This window comes from Fontimonas thermophila (genome assembly GCF_900113085.1).
GTDB lineage: Bacteria > Pseudomonadota > Gammaproteobacteria > Nevskiales > Nevskiaceae > Solimonas > Solimonas thermophila.
In genome coordinates, this window is sequence record NZ_FOOC01000011.1 from 20,226 (window position 1) to 33,512 (window position 13,287).

Consider the following 13,287-nt stretch of genomic DNA (forward strand, 5'->3'; position numbering starts at 1 on the left):
CTCAGGTGCGCCTCCAGACCGCGTGGTTGAGTACCACCAATGTGGCCAATAGTAACGCCGCGCCGGCATTGTGGGCGGCGGCGACCAGTAGCGGGAACTGGAACACAACGACACTGATTCCGATCGCGACCTGCAGGCCCAGCGCCGCGATGACGGCAATCCCAAAACTCCGCCAGCGGCCCTGCTGCGCGCGCAGCAGGCACAAACCCAGTCCGGTGAGCAACACGGTCACCACCAGCGCGCCGACACGGTGGAAATGATGGATCGTGACCCGCGCGCGGGCATCGAGGATGCCGTACTCGTAATTGATGCCCAGACCGTGCCACAGGGTAAAGGCGGTCTTGACATCGGTTGGCGGCCAGAATGAGCCATGACAGGTCGGAAAATCGGGACAGGCGAGCGCGGCGTAGTTGGTGCTGGTCCAGCCGCCGAGAAAGATCTGGACGATGACGGCGATCAGCGCAACTGCGGCGAATCCGCGCAGCCACCGCGGCGCCCGATCGACCGCATGCGCCGCGCAAACGCCGTTGCCCCCCCGCTGCAGCTCGACGGCCAGATGCCGTTCGCTGCGATACTCACGCGAGACGTGAACCGGCGCCGATGGGCGCGACGACAGATACAGCCACAACAGCAGGGCCAGCGTCGTCATGCCGCCGAGCAGATGCGCCGTGACCACGAGCGGCTTGAGCTGCCAGGTCACGGTCCACATCCCGAGTATGCCCTGGAACACTACCAGCGCCACCAGCACCCAAGGCAATACGCGCGGCGCGCCGGCCTCGCGCAAGCGCCGCGACATCAGCGCCAGGGCGATGATCAGCACGCCCAGCGACGATGCGAGGTAGCGGTGGATCATCTCCTTCCACGCCTTGGGTGCCTCGACCGGGCGCTGCGGGAATCGCGCCTCCGCCTTGGCGATCTCATGCTCGGTATCCGGCACCGTCAGATGCCCATAACAACCGGGCCAGTCCGGACAGCCGAGACCGGCATCGGAAAGACGCACGTATGCGCCAAAAACGACGACGCAAAAACACAAGGCCAGCGTCAGCAGATTGATACGGCGGAACCAGAGCATCGCTAGGAAGATCGCGCGGCGGACAAGAAAAGCGGAGACGGTCCATGACCCGTCTCCGCAAGCGTTCATTTTAGCCCAGCAAGGCGTAGTCCGCGGCGTCGGCGCAACCGTTGCGCCGTGGTTCAGCCGATCTGCGAGAAGCGCAACAGGCGCTTGATATCGCGCAAAATGCCCTTGGACTCGGCATTCCCCGGATACACCATCAGCCAGTTGCCAAGGGGGTCGACCAGATACAGCGCCTGGGGATCATGTCCACCGAAAAACCGCCGGTAATCCTGCGCCGGCGTATCGGCGTAGTACCGCAGGTCCGGATGCTCCGGCGCGAGCACGGCCCTGGCCCGCTCCAGGGCCGCGCCATCCGGCGCGATGTAAACCCGCTGCACGCGCATGCGTTTTTCGTTAAGCAGGGTGCGAATCTGGCGGATCTGATAAAGCTTATCGGCGCACTGCGCATCGCAGTTCTCGGCGCCGAGGTAGATGAAACTCCACTTGCCGTGCAGCGCAGTACCGCCGGCATCCGCGCCGTCTGCGTCGAGCAGGGGCGCTGCCGGCAGCATCCGCGCCGGGACGATAAGCTCCCCGTAATTCGTATATGTCTGCGGCTGCCACTGCGGAAAAACGAAATACAGCAGCACCGCCGCCAGCAGCGGGGCGAAAAACAGCACGGCCAGCAGCAGCAACTGCAGCCGGCCACGACGCAGCACATCGGTCATGTCGGTCGGGGACGAAAGCTGAATTTGACGAAAATCACCAGCAGCACGAGGGTAAAGGCAAACCACTGGGCGGCGTAGGCATAGTGCTTATTCGGCGACAGCTCGGGCGTACCCGTCCAGTCACGCACGAAACCGCCCGGCAGATCAGCGTCCATCAGCAGGATGCCGCTTGCGGTCGACTCGCCGTAGATGCAGCGCAGATCATCGACGGTCGGATACTGCACGATCCGCGGCCACGGACCGCCGGCGCAGTTATCGGTCTGCACCCGCAGACCCGGTTCGGGCGGCGCCCGCCAGTAACCCTTGACCGTGACCTCCCCCTGCGGCACGGGCAAGGCGGGCAGCTGGCTGCGGTCACCACCGGCCGGAATCCAGCCGCGATCGACGACGACGATACCCCCATGCACCAAGATCAACGGCGTCCACACACGATACCCCGGAATGTGATCGTGGCTCTGGTTGTCGAGCAGCAATTGCCGGTCGGCGTCGAAGTGGCCGCGCGCCAGGGCGCGTTCGATCACGCCCGCTTCCGCCCAGCCGCCGGCTGTCAGTTCGCGCGGCGTCTGGCTATCGGCCGCACGGTAACGCGCAAGCAGCTCCGCCTTTTCGAACCCACGCTGGATCTGCCAGATGCCGAGCCCCACCATCGTCCCGCCCAAGACCAGCACGAGGATCACAGCCCACCACCGTGGCCGAAAGATTTTTTGCCCCATCGCTCGTCCCCTTCATCACCCTCTGGCCGCGGCCGTCGGCAATCGAGCGCCGCACCGCCGCCATCGATTTGGCATATGATGCCCGCATTTGCTCTGCCTGTAACGCGGACGTGCTCGTAAAAGCCATCATCATCGGGCTGTTGCTCGCCATCGTGACCTCGCTGCTGACGAGCATGGTTTTCCTGGTGCGCGACCGCAGCGACCAGCGGCGCACACTCACCGGCCTTAAAATCCGCGTCGCCCTGTCGATCACATTGCTGGTTTTCGTCGTGCTCGCCTGGCGCGAAGGCTGGATACAGCCGCACGGCCTGGTCCGAACACCGCCGCCGACGTCATCGCCTGCGCCGTCCCCGGCGCCGTAAAAGCCAAAGGGCGGCTGGTGCCGCCCCTCGCTCTTCAGCCTGCTGCCACGGCCCAGGGTGCCGGTCAGCGAGCAGACCTTCTACAGCCAATAGACGACGATAAACAAGCCGATCCAGACGACATCGACGAAGTGCCAGTACCAGGCCACGCCCTCGAACCCGAAATGGGCATCGGGCTTGAAATGCCCGGCCATCAGGCGCAGCGTGATGACGATCAGCATGATCGTCCCCAGCGTCACGTGCATACCGTGAAAGCCGGTCAACATGAAGAAAGTCGAACCGTAGATTCCCGAATGCAGCGTCAGGTTCAGCTCGGTATACGCATGGATGTACTCCTCCGCCTGGAGGAAGAGGAAGGAGACGCCCAAGGCCACCGTCGCCCACATCCACAGAATGCAAGCCAGACGCTTGTTCTCCTTGAGCGCGTGATGCGCCATCGTAATCGTGAATCCAGAGGTGAGCAGGATGATCGTGTTGAGCAGCGGCACGCCAAACGCCGGGATCGTCTCGAACTCCCCCCCCAGATTGGCCGGACCGTTGGACGGCCACACTGCCTCGAAGCCGGGCCATAGCGTCAGATGGGTCGCGAGCTTGGAGCCCTCGCCCCCCAGCCACGGCAGCGACAGGCTGCGCGCGTAAAACAGTGCGCCGAAGAAGGCCCCGAAGAACATCACCTCGGAGAAAATGAACCAGGACATCCCCCAGCGGTAGGTGCGATCCACCTGTGCGCTGTAGAGCCCGCCCTCGCTTTCACGGGCGATGCCACGGAACCAGCGGAAGATGATGTAGATCGAAAGGGCGACGCCGATCCAGATCGGCAGCGGACCGATGTGCGCGCCTTCGAGATAAGCGCCGACACCGATGATGGTCGCGACCAGACCCACGGTGAGCACGAACGGCCAGGCGCTGGGCGCAGGTACGTAGTAGCGTTGCGTATGAGGGGCGGCAGTGCTCGCCATTTTTCAAGCTCCTTAAGTTCCTCGGTTCTGCTGCATCGCGACGTCGGTCACGTCAAAGAAGGTGTACGACAGCGTGACGCGGTCAACGTAGGCCGGCAGCTCGGGATCGAGCATGAACACAACCGGCATGCGCTTCTCCTCGCCCGCCTTGAACGTCTGATTGTTGAAACAAAAGCACTCGGTCTTGCGCAGATGTTTGGCGGCGTCCCACGGCGCCACCTGCGGAACCGCCTGGGCGACCAGATCGTGCCCTTCAGTATTGGTCGCGTAAAAATTGACCGTATACAACTGCCCGGGGTGCACGTCGATCGATGCCTGCTCGGCGCGGAACTTCCACGGCCGGCCGCCGTTGACCGTGGTCACGAACTCAACGGTCACGGTACGGCTGCGATCGACCTCGACCGTGCCGACGCGGGCTGCGGTCGTCGCCACCTTGCCGTTGATGCCGAACGCATCGCAGAGCATGTTGTACAACGGCACCAAGGCATAACCGAAGCCGAACATGCCGGCGGTGACCAGCACCAATCGCAGCGCATGACGGCGAGGGTTCGAATTCATGGCCTGTGCACCACCGACCAGACGAACCAGCCCAGAATCGCCGCTGCGAGTGCGAGATGCAGCACAAACAACACCAGGTTGCGCCGTCTGCGCTGCCGGTCTTGATCGACGCGGGGCGAATCCATGCGCCTGACGACCTCAGGCCAGCTTGTGCCCATCGAGGGCGTCGGTCTTGTCGTGCACCGCGGTCAGCTCCGCCTCGGTGACCTGCGGCGGATCCTCGAAGGTGTGGTACGGCGCCGGGCTCGGCACGGTCCACTCCAGACCGTGGGCGCCTTCCCATACCCGCGCCGGAAGCCCCTGCTTGCGCCCGAACCAGCCGTAGCAGCAGGCCAGGATGTTGATGATGAAAATGAACTGTGCGGCGAAGAAACCGAATGCACCGATCGAGGAAATCACGTTCCAGTCGGTGAACTGCACCGCGTAATCCGGCACACGGCGCTGCATCCCGGCCAGGCCCGCGAAGTGCTGGGGGAAGAAGGTCAGATTGATGAAGATCGCCGACAGCCAGAAATGGACCTTGCCCCAGAATTCGTTGTACATGCGACCGGTCCACTTCGGGATCCAGTAGTACACGGCCGCGATGATCGAAAACACCGCGCCCGGCACCAGCACGTAATGGAAGTGCGCAACGACAAAATACGTGTCGTGATACTGGAAGTCCACCGGCGTGATGGCAAGCATCAGGCCGGAGAAACCGCCAATCGTGAACAGGAAGACGAAGCCGAGCGCGAACAGCATTGGCGTCTCGAAGGTCATCGACCCCTTCCACATCGTCGCGACCCAGTTGAAGACCTTCACGCCGGTGGGCACCGCAATCAGCATCGTCGCGAACATGAAGAACAGCTCGCCGGCCAGCGGCATGCCGACCGTGAACATGTGGTGTGCCCAGACGATGAAGCTCAAGAACGCGATCGACGCCGTGGCATAGACCATCGAGTCGTAGCCGAACAGGGCCTTGCGCGCAAAGGTCGGGATGATCGTGCTGACGATGCCGAACGCCGGCAGGATCATGATGTACACCTCGGGATGCCCGAAGAACCAGAAGATGTGCTGGAACAGCACCGGATCACCCCCACCGGATGCCGTGAAGAACGAGGTGCCGAAATACTTGTCGGTGAGCAGCATCGTCACCGCGCCGGCGAGCACCGGCATCACCGCGATCAGCAGGTAGGCGGTGATCAGCCAGGTCCAGACGAACAGCGGCATCTTCAGCAGGGTCATGCCCGGCGCGCGCATGTTCAGGATCGTGACGACGACGTTGATCGCGCCGGTGATCGACGAGATACCCATCAGGTGCACGGCGAAGATCAGGAACGGGAAGGCCTCGCCGGTCTGCAGCACCAGCGGCGGATACATGGTCCAGCCGCCGGCCGGCGCGCCGCCGTCCATGAACAGCGTCGACAGCAGCAGGCCGAAGGCGAACGGCAGGATCCAGAAGCCCCAGTTGTTGACACGCGGCAGCGCCAGGTCGGAGCAGCCGATCATCATCGGCACCATCCAGTTGGCGAGGCCGACGAAGGCCGGCATGACGCCACCGAAGATCATCACCAGCGCGTGCATCGTCGTCATCTGGTTGAAGAACTCCGGCTGCACAAACTGCAGTCCGGGCACGAACAGCTCGGCGCGGATCACCAGCGACATCAGGCCGCCGATGAAGAACATCGTGAACGCGAAGAACAGGTACAGCGTTCCGAGATCCTTGTGATTGGTCGTCTTGATCCAGCGCATGATCCCCTTCTCGGGACCGTGATGATCGTCGTGCGCGTGATCGGCGTGGGTGTCGTGGTGAGCCATGGCGGAACTCCGGAAATCTTCTTTGAAGCAGGCTGCTCTTAGCGCTGGGCGGCGACCTGGGCCGGCTGGACGACGCCGCCGCTGTTACCCCAAGAGTTGCGGGTATAGGTGACGACGGCGGCGATGTCGGCGTCGGAGAGCTGCTTGAACGGCGGCATCAGGTTCTTGCCGACGAGCACCTGCTTGATTTGCGCATCGGCCGGGCCTTTGATCACGGGGCTGCCGATCAGCGACGGGAAATTCGGCGGCAGGCCCTGGCCGGTGGCCTGGTGGCAGGCCATGCAATTGGCCTTGTAAACGGCCTCGCCCTGCTTCATCAGCTCGTCCTTGGACAGCGCCTTGGCGGCGGCCGGCGCCGCTTCGGCAGCGGCAAGCTGCTGCGCCGGCGCGGCCGGGGCGGCGGCGGGCGCATCGGCCGGCACGTCGGTGGCGGTCGCGGCCGGAGCAGCGGCGACGGTCTCGCCCTTCTGCTGCGCGAGCCAGCTCTTGTACTCGTCCTCGGTCACGGCCTTGAGCACGATCGGCATGTAGCCATGGTCACGGCCGCAAAGCTCGGCGCAGACGCCGCGGTAGGTGCCCGGCTGATCGATCTTGGTCCAGACCTCGTTGACGTAGCCCGGGATCGCGTCCTTCTTGACCGCGATTTCCGGCACCCACCAGGCGTGGATGACGTCGTTGGACGTGATCAGGAAGCGGATTTTCTTGCCGACCGGCACGACCAGCGGGTTGTCGACGTCGACGAGATAGTTGGGCACCGTGTTGACGTCGACGCCGGAGTTGAGCTGGCGCGCCTTGTTGGATTCGGCCGACAGCGTCGAGAAGAAGCTGACGTTCTCGCCCAGGTAGTCGTAGTGCCACTTCCACTGATAGCCCGTGATCTTGATGCTCATGTCGGAGTTGCGCGTGTCCTCCATCTTGATGAGCGTCGCCGCGGCCGGGACCGCGATCGCGATCAGGATCAGGAATGGAATCGTCGTCCAGATGATCTCGACGGTGGTCGATTCGTGGAAATCCGCCGGCTTGGGGTTCTTGGAGCGGCGATGGAAGATGATCGAGTAGATCATCGCTCCGAAGACGATCACGCCGATGACGACGCAGACCCAGAAGATCGCCATGTGCAGATGGAAGACCTCGCGGCTGATCTCGGTGACCCCCACCGGCACGTTGTACCCGCCACTGGTCTCCGTATATGCCTGCGCGGTCAGTGCGGCCAGCCCCAATCCAGCGCCCGCCGCCCGCTCGGCCAGCCACTTCGCACGCAAACCCCGTCTCGACATCAGCGATCTCCAAAAGACAACCCGTGCGCGGACCCAAGGTCCGCTGCCGCCGGTGCCGGGCACCAGGCAGGCGTCAGCAACTGTTTCAGGCGGGCCGCGAGGCCAGCCCGCTCCTCATCCGTCAGGCAGGCGGCGATACGCACACGCTGCCCGGCACAGCTCAACACCAGGCGCGTCGCATCGTGCCGATGCGCTCCGGGCTCGAGCAGCACACGGGTCAATCCGCGTGTCAGCTCGACGACCGCGGTGGCCCCCGAGCCGACGCGCCCGTATTCGACGCGCAGGACATGCGGAGTGATCACCAGCACTTCGCGATCCGCGTTGCGGCGCACCGACACGTAAACCGCCGCGCCGAGCGCCGCCAGCTCCAGGCCGGTGAACGGCAGCACGAGCCACAGCCCGTGCCAGGCCATCACTGCGGCGATCCCCAGGCCGAGCGCGGCACTCAGACCCATGAACAGCCATGCCTGGCGCGCACTCAGCGACGCGTTGGGACTGATCACGATCCGTGTCTCGACGGACTCTGCGACAGGGGATTTCGAAGCCGCGGAATTGTAGTGCATAAGTCGGCGGAAAAAAATCGTGTGCGGGCCGCTCGGCCGACATGCTACGCCGATCCGGCCGGATCCGGCAGTCCAGCGGAACTCCCTTGCCACGGACGGCGTCCAAGCATCGAGCCCCGCAACGACATGGTCATGCATCGACGGCCCCTGCTACAGGCCTTGTCCGCCCTCCTCGCCACACCGGTGATGCTGCGTGTGCATGCCCAAGAAACCATCGGCACCCTGGGACACACGCCGGCGTACTGGCGGCCGTACTTAAGCGAGGCCGCCGGGCGTGTGCTGTTCGAGGAAGACACCGAACCACCGTTCAGCAGCCCGCTCAACGGCGAGAAACGCGCCGGCACCTACGTCTGCGCCGCCTGCCATCAACCCTTGTTCAGCTCGCAAACCAAGTTCGACAGCGGGACCGGCTGGCCCAGCTTCTGGGCCACACTTCCCAACGCCGTCGGCACCCGGCCCGACCGGCGGCTGTGGATCGAGCGCACCGAGTATCACTGCCGCCGCTGCGGCGGCCACCAAGGTCATGTCTTCGACGACGGGCCACCGCCGACCGGCCTGCGTTACTGCAACAACGGCCTGGCGCTGCGCTTCGTACCTCTCGGCGAGAAGCTGCCGGAGCTGCGCGGATGAACACCCTGCGCGCGACGCTGCTCGCGCTCGCTGCCATGGCAGGACCGGCAGCCCAGGCCGCGACATCGGTGGCCACCTTCGCCGGTGGCTGTTTCTGGTGCACGGAGGCGGACTTCGAGCGCGTGCCGGGCGTGATCGCCGTGGTGTCCGGCTATACCGGCGGTCATGTCGATGATCCAAGCTACGAGGAGGTCTCCGCCGGCGGCACCGGCCATGTCGAAGCCGTCGAGATCCGCTTCGATCCGGCCGTCGTCAGCTACGCGCGCCTGCTCGAGATCTACTGGCACAGCATCGACCCCTACGACGCCGATGGCCAGTTCTGCGACCGCGGTCCGCAATATCGCAGCGCGATTTTCGTCCACGATGCCGCACAGCGCGCTGCCGCCGAGCGCAGCAAGGCCGAACTGGCGCAACGCTATCCCGATCGCCCGGCGATCGTCACTCCGATCCTGCCGGCGGTGCGCTTCTGGGTCGCCGAAGTGGCGCACCAGGACTATCACCGGAAAAATCCGGTGCGTTACCGCTACTACCGCTGGGGCTGCGGCCGTGATGCCCGGCTCGACGCATTGTGGGGGCCCCACCGGCCAGGCAGGTAGATTCCCCGCACCTTTCGCTCACCAGGGCGCCCCGGCGAGCGCCGCGGCCGCGGTATCCGCATCCGCATGCATCGGCACCACTCCCCACAGCGGGGCGGGCAAGCGTGCGCGCAGGGTATCGACATTTTCCCGCCAGTAAGGCTGCTCCGGCGGCAACACGTTGGCGACCCAGCCGGCCAGCGTCGTGCGCCGCAGAATCGATTCGGCGCTGAGCAAGGCATGGTTGATACAGCCCAGACGCAGACCGACGACGAGCACCACCGGGAATCGGTTGGCCGCGACCCAGTCATCGAACCCGCTGTCCGCGTCGAGCGGCACACGCCAGCCGCCGGCGCCTTCGACGACGACACGCTCGTATCGCTGCGCGAGTTGCGCATGCTGGCGTGACAAAAACAGCGGATCGATGCGCACACCGCTACGCGCCGCGGCAATGTGCGGTGCAATCGGCTCCTCGAGTGCAATCGGATTGACCTGGGCATAGTCGAGTCCAGGGGCGGATTCGGCGAGCAGCGCGAGCGCATCCTCGTTACGCAAACCCTGCGCGGTACGCGCACAACCCGATGCCACCGGTTTGTAGCCGCAGGCGCGCAGCCCGCGCTGCCGCGCGCGCCGCAGCAGGGCGCAGGCGATGCGCGTCTTGCCGACGCCGGTATCGGTACCCGTGACAAATAGTGTTGTACTCATCGCATACCCCCGCGCAGCAAGCCATAGAGACTCACCGCCATCCATACCGCCTCGAGCAGCAGAAATCCCAACTGGCGCTCGAGGGCGGCAACCCCCGTGAGCAAGGTCGCGCCCACAAGATTGGCAAGCAGATAGGGGCGATCCGTTGGATGCCAGCGCCCGGCCTGCTGCAACGCAAAGGCAGTGAGAATCAGGCCGGCACCGCACAGAGAAACGAGCTGGATCATGCCGCGCGCGCCTCGATTCCTTGGGCGAGGACCTCGACCAGGCGATCGATCTGGGCCTCGGTATGCGCGGCCGACAGCGTGATCCGCAACCGCGAGGTACCCGGTGGCACCGTCGGTGGACGGATCGCCGCAACCCAGAACCCGGCCTCGAACAGCCGGCGCGACAAAGCCAGCGTCGCCGTCTCCGACCCGAGGATCAGCGGCTGGATCGGCGTCGCCGAATCCGTCATGGCGATGCCGCACTGCCGGCAGCCCGTGCGGAAACGTTCGACGTTGGCCAGAAGCCGCGCGCGCCGGTGTGCGCCCTCGTCGCTGGCGACGATGGCCAGGGCCGCACGCGCCGCGGCAGCGAGCGCCGGAGGCGGTGCGGTCGAGAACACCCAGCTACGCGCGCGCTGGATCAGATACTCGATGAGCGCCTCGTCGCCGGCGACGAAAGCCCCACCGCAGCCGAGCGCCTTGCCGAGGGTGGCGACCTGGATCTGTGGCACCAGCGTCTCGCCGCACAAGGCGGACCAATGCTCGGCGATGCCGCGCCCGCCGGCGCCGAGCACGCCCAGGCCGTGGGCATCGTCGACCATCAGCACAGCGTCGTGCGCGGCGCAGAGGCGTACGAGCTCCGGCAGCGGCGCAAGATCGCCGTCCATCGAGAACACACCATCGGTGGCCACGAGCACGAGATCGGTATCCGACCGCCCAGCCGTGCGCGCCAGCGCGGCGGCATAGGCCGCGCCATTGGCATGTGCGACCCGGACATAAGTCGCGCCACTGAGCCGGCCACCGTCGATCAACGATGCATGATTGAGCTCATCGGCGATGAGCATATCGTTTTTGCCGAGCAGGGCACGCAGCACGCCCAGATTCGCGGCCCAGCCGCTCGAGAACAACAGAGCGCGCGGTCGCCTGAGGAAAGCGGCGAGCGCCTCCTCGAGCGCGCAGTGTTCGCGGTTGTAGCCGGATACCAGAGCCGCGGCGCCGCTGCCGGTGCCGGATGCATCGAGCGCACGCCGTGCTGCCGCGGCGACGCGCGGATCCGCGGCGAGCCCCAGATAGTCGTTGCTGCAGAAATTGATGCAACTGCGACCATCGACGCGGATCTGTACGCCGTGGGCGCCGTCGATGATGCGGCGCACGCGGTACAAATCCGCTGCGCGGATTTGTTCGAGCCGCTGCTCGAGCCGCCGTGCCAGCGCGTTCATGCAAGGGCCTGACGGCACTCCCCCTCGCCGTGCGGCGGCTGCGGCAGAGCCTGCGCGCCGGCGGACTCGCCGTCCTCGGCCGCAATGCCCAGCCGCGCGAACAGGGCGCGGTCTTTTGCGTTCTGCGGGTTTTCGGTGGTCAGCAGCCGGTCGCCATAGAAAATCGAGTTGGCGCCGGCGAAAAAGCATAGCGCCTGCAGCTCGTCGGACATCGCGGTGCGGCCGGCCGACAGACGCACGTACGATCGGGGCATCAGAATGCGGGCGACGGCGATCGTGCGCACGAACTCGATCGGATCGAGTGCCTCGGTCCCATGCAGCGGGGTATTTTCGACCTGCACGAGCTGATTGATCGGCACGCTCTCCGGATGCGGATCGAGAATCGCGAGCTGGCGCAGTAACTCGGCGCGGTCGGCCGGGCTCTCGCCCATGCCGACGATGCCACCACAACAGATCTTGATACCGGCGGCGCGCACATGCGCGAGCGTGTCCAGGCGGTCTTGATAGGTACGCGTGGTGATGATCTTGCCGTAGTACTCCGGCGAGGTATCGAGATTGTGGTTGTAGTAATCCAGACCCGCCTGGGCCAGACGCTCGGCCTGCTCCGGCCTGAGCATGCCGAGCGTCACGCAGGTCTCCATGCCCAGACGCTTGACCTCGCGCACCATGGCCTCGACCTTCGCGAGATCGCGGTCCTTGGGCGAACGCCAGGCCGCGCCCATGCAAAAGCGCGTCGCACCATTGGCCTTGGCCGCGCGGGCCGCGGCCACCACCGCCTCGACCTCCATCAGTGGTTCGCGCTTTAAGCCCGCGTCGTAATGCACCGACTGCGGACAGTACGCGCAGTCCTCGGGGCAGGCGCCGGTCTTGATCGACAGCAGGGTGGACAATTGCACGCGGTTGGGCGCAAAGTGGCTGCGGTGCACGCCGTGCGCGCGGAACAACAGGTCATTGAACGGCAGGCGGAACAAAGCCTCGACTTCCTCGCGGGTCCAGTCGTGACGCACGGCGGCAAAAGACATCCAGATACTCCCTCAAGCTCGATGAAACGGCCGGCGTTGCGGCCAGGTTGGAAACGTGCTGAACCGTCGATCACCGCGGCGACCCACCCCGCCCCGGCGTACCCGGCAGCCGTGGGCTGGGAGTGTTCCGCGCACAGCGGATGCTGTCAACCAATCCGTGCCCGGTTTGGTTGACGACATGGTGGGGCGTGCGCTCGCCGCGCTGTTGCCACCGCGCTGTCGCCGATGCCATACCCCCCTGCGCGGCGGCATGCTGTGCCCACCCTGCAGCGCCGAGCTGCCGTGGAACCACACGGCCTGTACGCGTTGCGCGCAACCGCTGGCCGTGGCCACGGTTTGTTCCGGCTGCCAGGCACAACCGCCGCCGTTCGATCAAGCCTGGGCGGCGCTGCGCCTCGAACCCCCGGTGCAGCACTGGATCCACGCGCTCAAATACCGCGCCGATTTGGCGCAGGCGCCGCTGCTCGGCACGCTGATGTGCGCGCAGCTCGCGCGCCGGGCGGCGCCCCTGCCCCAATTACTCCTGCCGGTACCGCTGCATGCCATACGCCTGCGCCGCCGCGGCTACAACCAGGCCTTGGAAATCAGCCGCGTGCTCGCGCACGGGCTGTCGATCCCCCTGGCCATCCGCGCCGCCGAGCGTATTCGCCCGACCGAGGATCAGATCGGCCAGTCAGCCGCCGCACGCCGGCGCAACATGCGCGATGCCTTCGCCATCAATGGCCGCCTGGATGGCCTGCACGTGGCGCTGGTGGACGACGTCATGACCACTGGCGCCACGTTCGCATCCCTCGCCCGCGCCTGTCGCGCCGCCGGCGCGGTGCGCATCGAGGTCTGGGCCGCGGCGCGGACACCCTGAGTACCCCGCGCCGGATGGGGCCCACTGCGCGCACCAATCGCACACGGTCTGGCGCA

17 protein-coding genes are annotated in these 13,287 nt (G+C 65.6%); 4 read left to right on the forward strand and 13 right to left on the reverse strand.

Annotated features, from left to right (window positions below):
- Position 1 precedes the first annotated feature (1 nt).
- From BMZ48_RS10350 to BMZ48_RS10360, 3 genes are all read right to left on the reverse strand, one after another.
- Positions 2–1,072 carry a COX15/CtaA family protein gene (locus BMZ48_RS10350; protein ID WP_091534790.1) on the reverse strand — a complete coding sequence of 357 codons (1,071 nt, stop codon included), beginning with the start codon at positions 1,070–1,072 and terminating at the stop codon, positions 2–4.
- A gap of 122 nt (positions 1,073–1,194) precedes the next feature.
- A complete protein-coding gene (locus BMZ48_RS10355; RefSeq protein ID WP_091534793.1) occupies positions 1,195–1,785 on the reverse strand; it encodes an SCO family protein in 591 nt (196 codons plus the stop codon).
- The gene (locus BMZ48_RS10360) at positions 1,782–2,498 is read right to left on the reverse strand and encodes an SURF1 family protein (protein WP_091534796.1); all 717 of its coding nucleotides are present in this window, start codon (positions 2,496–2,498) and stop codon (positions 1,782–1,784) included. The genes BMZ48_RS10355 and BMZ48_RS10360 overlap by 4 nt, the downstream gene beginning before the upstream one ends.
- 110 nt (positions 2,499–2,608) lie before the next feature.
- Here BMZ48_RS10360 and BMZ48_RS10365 point away from each other — a divergent pair, with 110 nt between their 5' ends.
- Positions 2,609–2,860, forward strand: coding sequence for a DUF2909 domain-containing protein (locus BMZ48_RS10365; protein ID WP_091534800.1), 252 nt, complete (start codon positions 2,609–2,611; stop codon positions 2,858–2,860).
- A gap of 80 nt (positions 2,861–2,940) precedes the next feature.
- Here the strand turns inward: BMZ48_RS10365 and BMZ48_RS10370 are convergent, their stop codons facing one another.
- The 6 genes from BMZ48_RS10370 to BMZ48_RS10390 are packed head-to-tail and all read right to left on the reverse strand — an operon-like array spanning position 2,941 to position 7,954.
- Positions 2,941–3,819, reverse strand: coding sequence for a cytochrome c oxidase subunit 3 (locus tag BMZ48_RS10370; RefSeq protein WP_091534803.1), 879 nt, complete (start codon positions 3,817–3,819; stop codon positions 2,941–2,943).
- Positions 3,820–3,831: 12 nt separating this feature from the next.
- Complete coding sequence (locus tag BMZ48_RS10375) at positions 3,832–4,341, reverse strand: cytochrome c oxidase assembly protein (RefSeq protein WP_234981610.1); 510 nt, start codon at positions 4,339–4,341, stop codon at positions 3,832–3,834.
- A gap of 32 nt (positions 4,342–4,373) precedes the next feature.
- The gene (locus BMZ48_RS13300; protein WP_268762375.1) at positions 4,374–4,502 is read right to left on the reverse strand and encodes a hypothetical protein; all 129 of its coding nucleotides are present in this window, start codon (positions 4,500–4,502) and stop codon (positions 4,374–4,376) included.
- Positions 4,503–4,515: 13 nt separating this feature from the next.
- The gene (ctaD, locus tag BMZ48_RS10380) at positions 4,516–6,174 is read right to left on the reverse strand and encodes a cytochrome c oxidase subunit I (protein WP_091534807.1); all 1,659 of its coding nucleotides are present in this window, start codon (positions 6,172–6,174) and stop codon (positions 4,516–4,518) included.
- A gap of 38 nt (positions 6,175–6,212) precedes the next feature.
- Positions 6,213–7,451, reverse strand: a complete 1,239-nt coding sequence (gene coxB, locus BMZ48_RS10385) for a cytochrome c oxidase subunit II (protein WP_091534810.1) — start codon at positions 7,449–7,451, stop codon at positions 6,213–6,215.
- Positions 7,451–7,954: a DUF2244 domain-containing protein gene (locus tag BMZ48_RS10390; protein ID WP_159431154.1), complete on the reverse strand. Its 504-nt coding sequence runs from the start codon at positions 7,952–7,954 to the stop codon at positions 7,451–7,453. The genes coxB and BMZ48_RS10390 overlap by 1 nt, the downstream gene beginning before the upstream one ends.
- 192 nt (positions 7,955–8,146) lie before the next feature.
- On the opposite strand from BMZ48_RS10390, the gene msrB reads away from it, so the two are divergent.
- Together msrB and msrA are read left to right on the forward strand one after the other, a co-directional pair.
- Positions 8,147–8,644: a peptide-methionine (R)-S-oxide reductase MsrB gene (msrB, locus tag BMZ48_RS10395; protein WP_091534949.1), complete on the forward strand. Its 498-nt coding sequence runs from the start codon at positions 8,147–8,149 to the stop codon at positions 8,642–8,644.
- Positions 8,641–9,240 carry a peptide-methionine (S)-S-oxide reductase MsrA gene (msrA, locus tag BMZ48_RS10400; protein WP_091534816.1) on the forward strand — a complete coding sequence of 200 codons (600 nt, stop codon included), beginning with the start codon at positions 8,641–8,643 and terminating at the stop codon, positions 9,238–9,240. The genes msrB and msrA overlap by 4 nt, the downstream gene beginning before the upstream one ends.
- A gap of 18 nt (positions 9,241–9,258) precedes the next feature.
- Here the strand turns inward: msrA and bioD are convergent, their stop codons facing one another.
- The 4 genes from bioD to bioB are packed head-to-tail and all read right to left on the reverse strand — an operon-like array spanning position 9,259 to position 12,372.
- Complete coding sequence (gene bioD, locus BMZ48_RS10405) at positions 9,259–9,924, reverse strand: dethiobiotin synthase (protein ID WP_091534819.1); 666 nt, start codon at positions 9,922–9,924, stop codon at positions 9,259–9,261.
- Positions 9,921–10,151 (reverse strand): CBU_0592 family membrane protein, encoded by a 231-nt coding sequence (locus tag BMZ48_RS10410; RefSeq protein WP_091534821.1) that lies wholly within the window; start codon positions 10,149–10,151, stop codon positions 9,921–9,923. The genes bioD and BMZ48_RS10410 overlap by 4 nt, the downstream gene beginning before the upstream one ends.
- Entirely contained in the window at positions 10,148–11,350 is a 1,203-nt protein-coding gene (gene bioF, locus BMZ48_RS10415) for an 8-amino-7-oxononanoate synthase (RefSeq protein ID WP_091534825.1), read from the reverse strand. Before bioF ends, BMZ48_RS10410 begins: the two co-directional genes overlap by 4 nt.
- Positions 11,347–12,372 (reverse strand): biotin synthase BioB, encoded by a 1,026-nt coding sequence (gene bioB / locus BMZ48_RS10420; RefSeq protein ID WP_091534828.1) that lies wholly within the window; start codon positions 12,370–12,372, stop codon positions 11,347–11,349. The genes bioF and bioB overlap by 4 nt, the downstream gene beginning before the upstream one ends.
- A 157-nt stretch (positions 12,373–12,529) precedes the next feature.
- On the opposite strand from bioB, the gene BMZ48_RS10425 reads away from it, so the two are divergent.
- On the forward strand, positions 12,530–13,231 hold the full coding sequence (locus BMZ48_RS10425; RefSeq protein ID WP_143383682.1) for a ComF family protein: 702 nt from the start codon (positions 12,530–12,532) through the stop codon (positions 13,229–13,231).
- Positions 13,232–13,287 lie beyond the last annotated feature (56 nt).

Bases quoted from the DNA above. Each gene is read 5' to 3' on its own strand.
- BMZ48_RS10350 (WP_091534790.1), bottom strand. From the start codon at position 1,072: ATGCTCTGGTTCCGCCGTATCAATCTGCTGACGCTGGCCTTGTGTTTT.
- BMZ48_RS10355 (WP_091534793.1), bottom strand. From the start codon at position 1,785: ATGACCGATGTGCTGCGTCGTGGCCGGCTGCAGTTGCTGCTGCTGGCC.
- BMZ48_RS10360 (WP_091534796.1), bottom strand. From the start codon at position 2,498: ATGGGGCAAAAAATCTTTCGGCCACGGTGGTGGGCTGTGATCCTCGTG.
- BMZ48_RS10370 (WP_091534803.1), bottom strand. From the start codon at position 3,819: ATGGCGAGCACTGCCGCCCCTCATACGCAACGCTACTACGTACCTGCG.
- BMZ48_RS13300 (WP_268762375.1), bottom strand. From the start codon at position 4,502: ATGGATTCGCCCCGCGTCGATCAAGACCGGCAGCGCAGACGGCGCAAC.
- ctaD (WP_091534807.1), bottom strand. From the start codon at position 6,174: ATGGCTCACCACGACACCCACGCCGATCACGCGCACGACGATCATCAC.
- coxB (WP_091534810.1), bottom strand. From the start codon at position 7,451: ATGTCGAGACGGGGTTTGCGTGCGAAGTGGCTGGCCGAGCGGGCGGCG.
- msrB (WP_091534949.1), top strand. From the start codon at position 8,147: ATGCATCGACGGCCCCTGCTACAGGCCTTGTCCGCCCTCCTCGCCACA.
- msrA (WP_091534816.1), top strand. From the start codon at position 8,641: ATGAACACCCTGCGCGCGACGCTGCTCGCGCTCGCTGCCATGGCAGGA.
- bioD (WP_091534819.1), bottom strand. From the start codon at position 9,924: ATGAGTACAACACTATTTGTCACGGGTACCGATACCGGCGTCGGCAAG.
- BMZ48_RS10410 (WP_091534821.1), bottom strand. From the start codon at position 10,151: ATGATCCAGCTCGTTTCTCTGTGCGGTGCCGGCCTGATTCTCACTGCC.
- bioF (WP_091534825.1), bottom strand. From the start codon at position 11,350: ATGAACGCGCTGGCACGGCGGCTCGAGCAGCGGCTCGAACAAATCCGC.
- bioB (WP_091534828.1), bottom strand. From the start codon at position 12,372: ATGTCTTTTGCCGCCGTGCGTCACGACTGGACCCGCGAGGAAGTCGAG.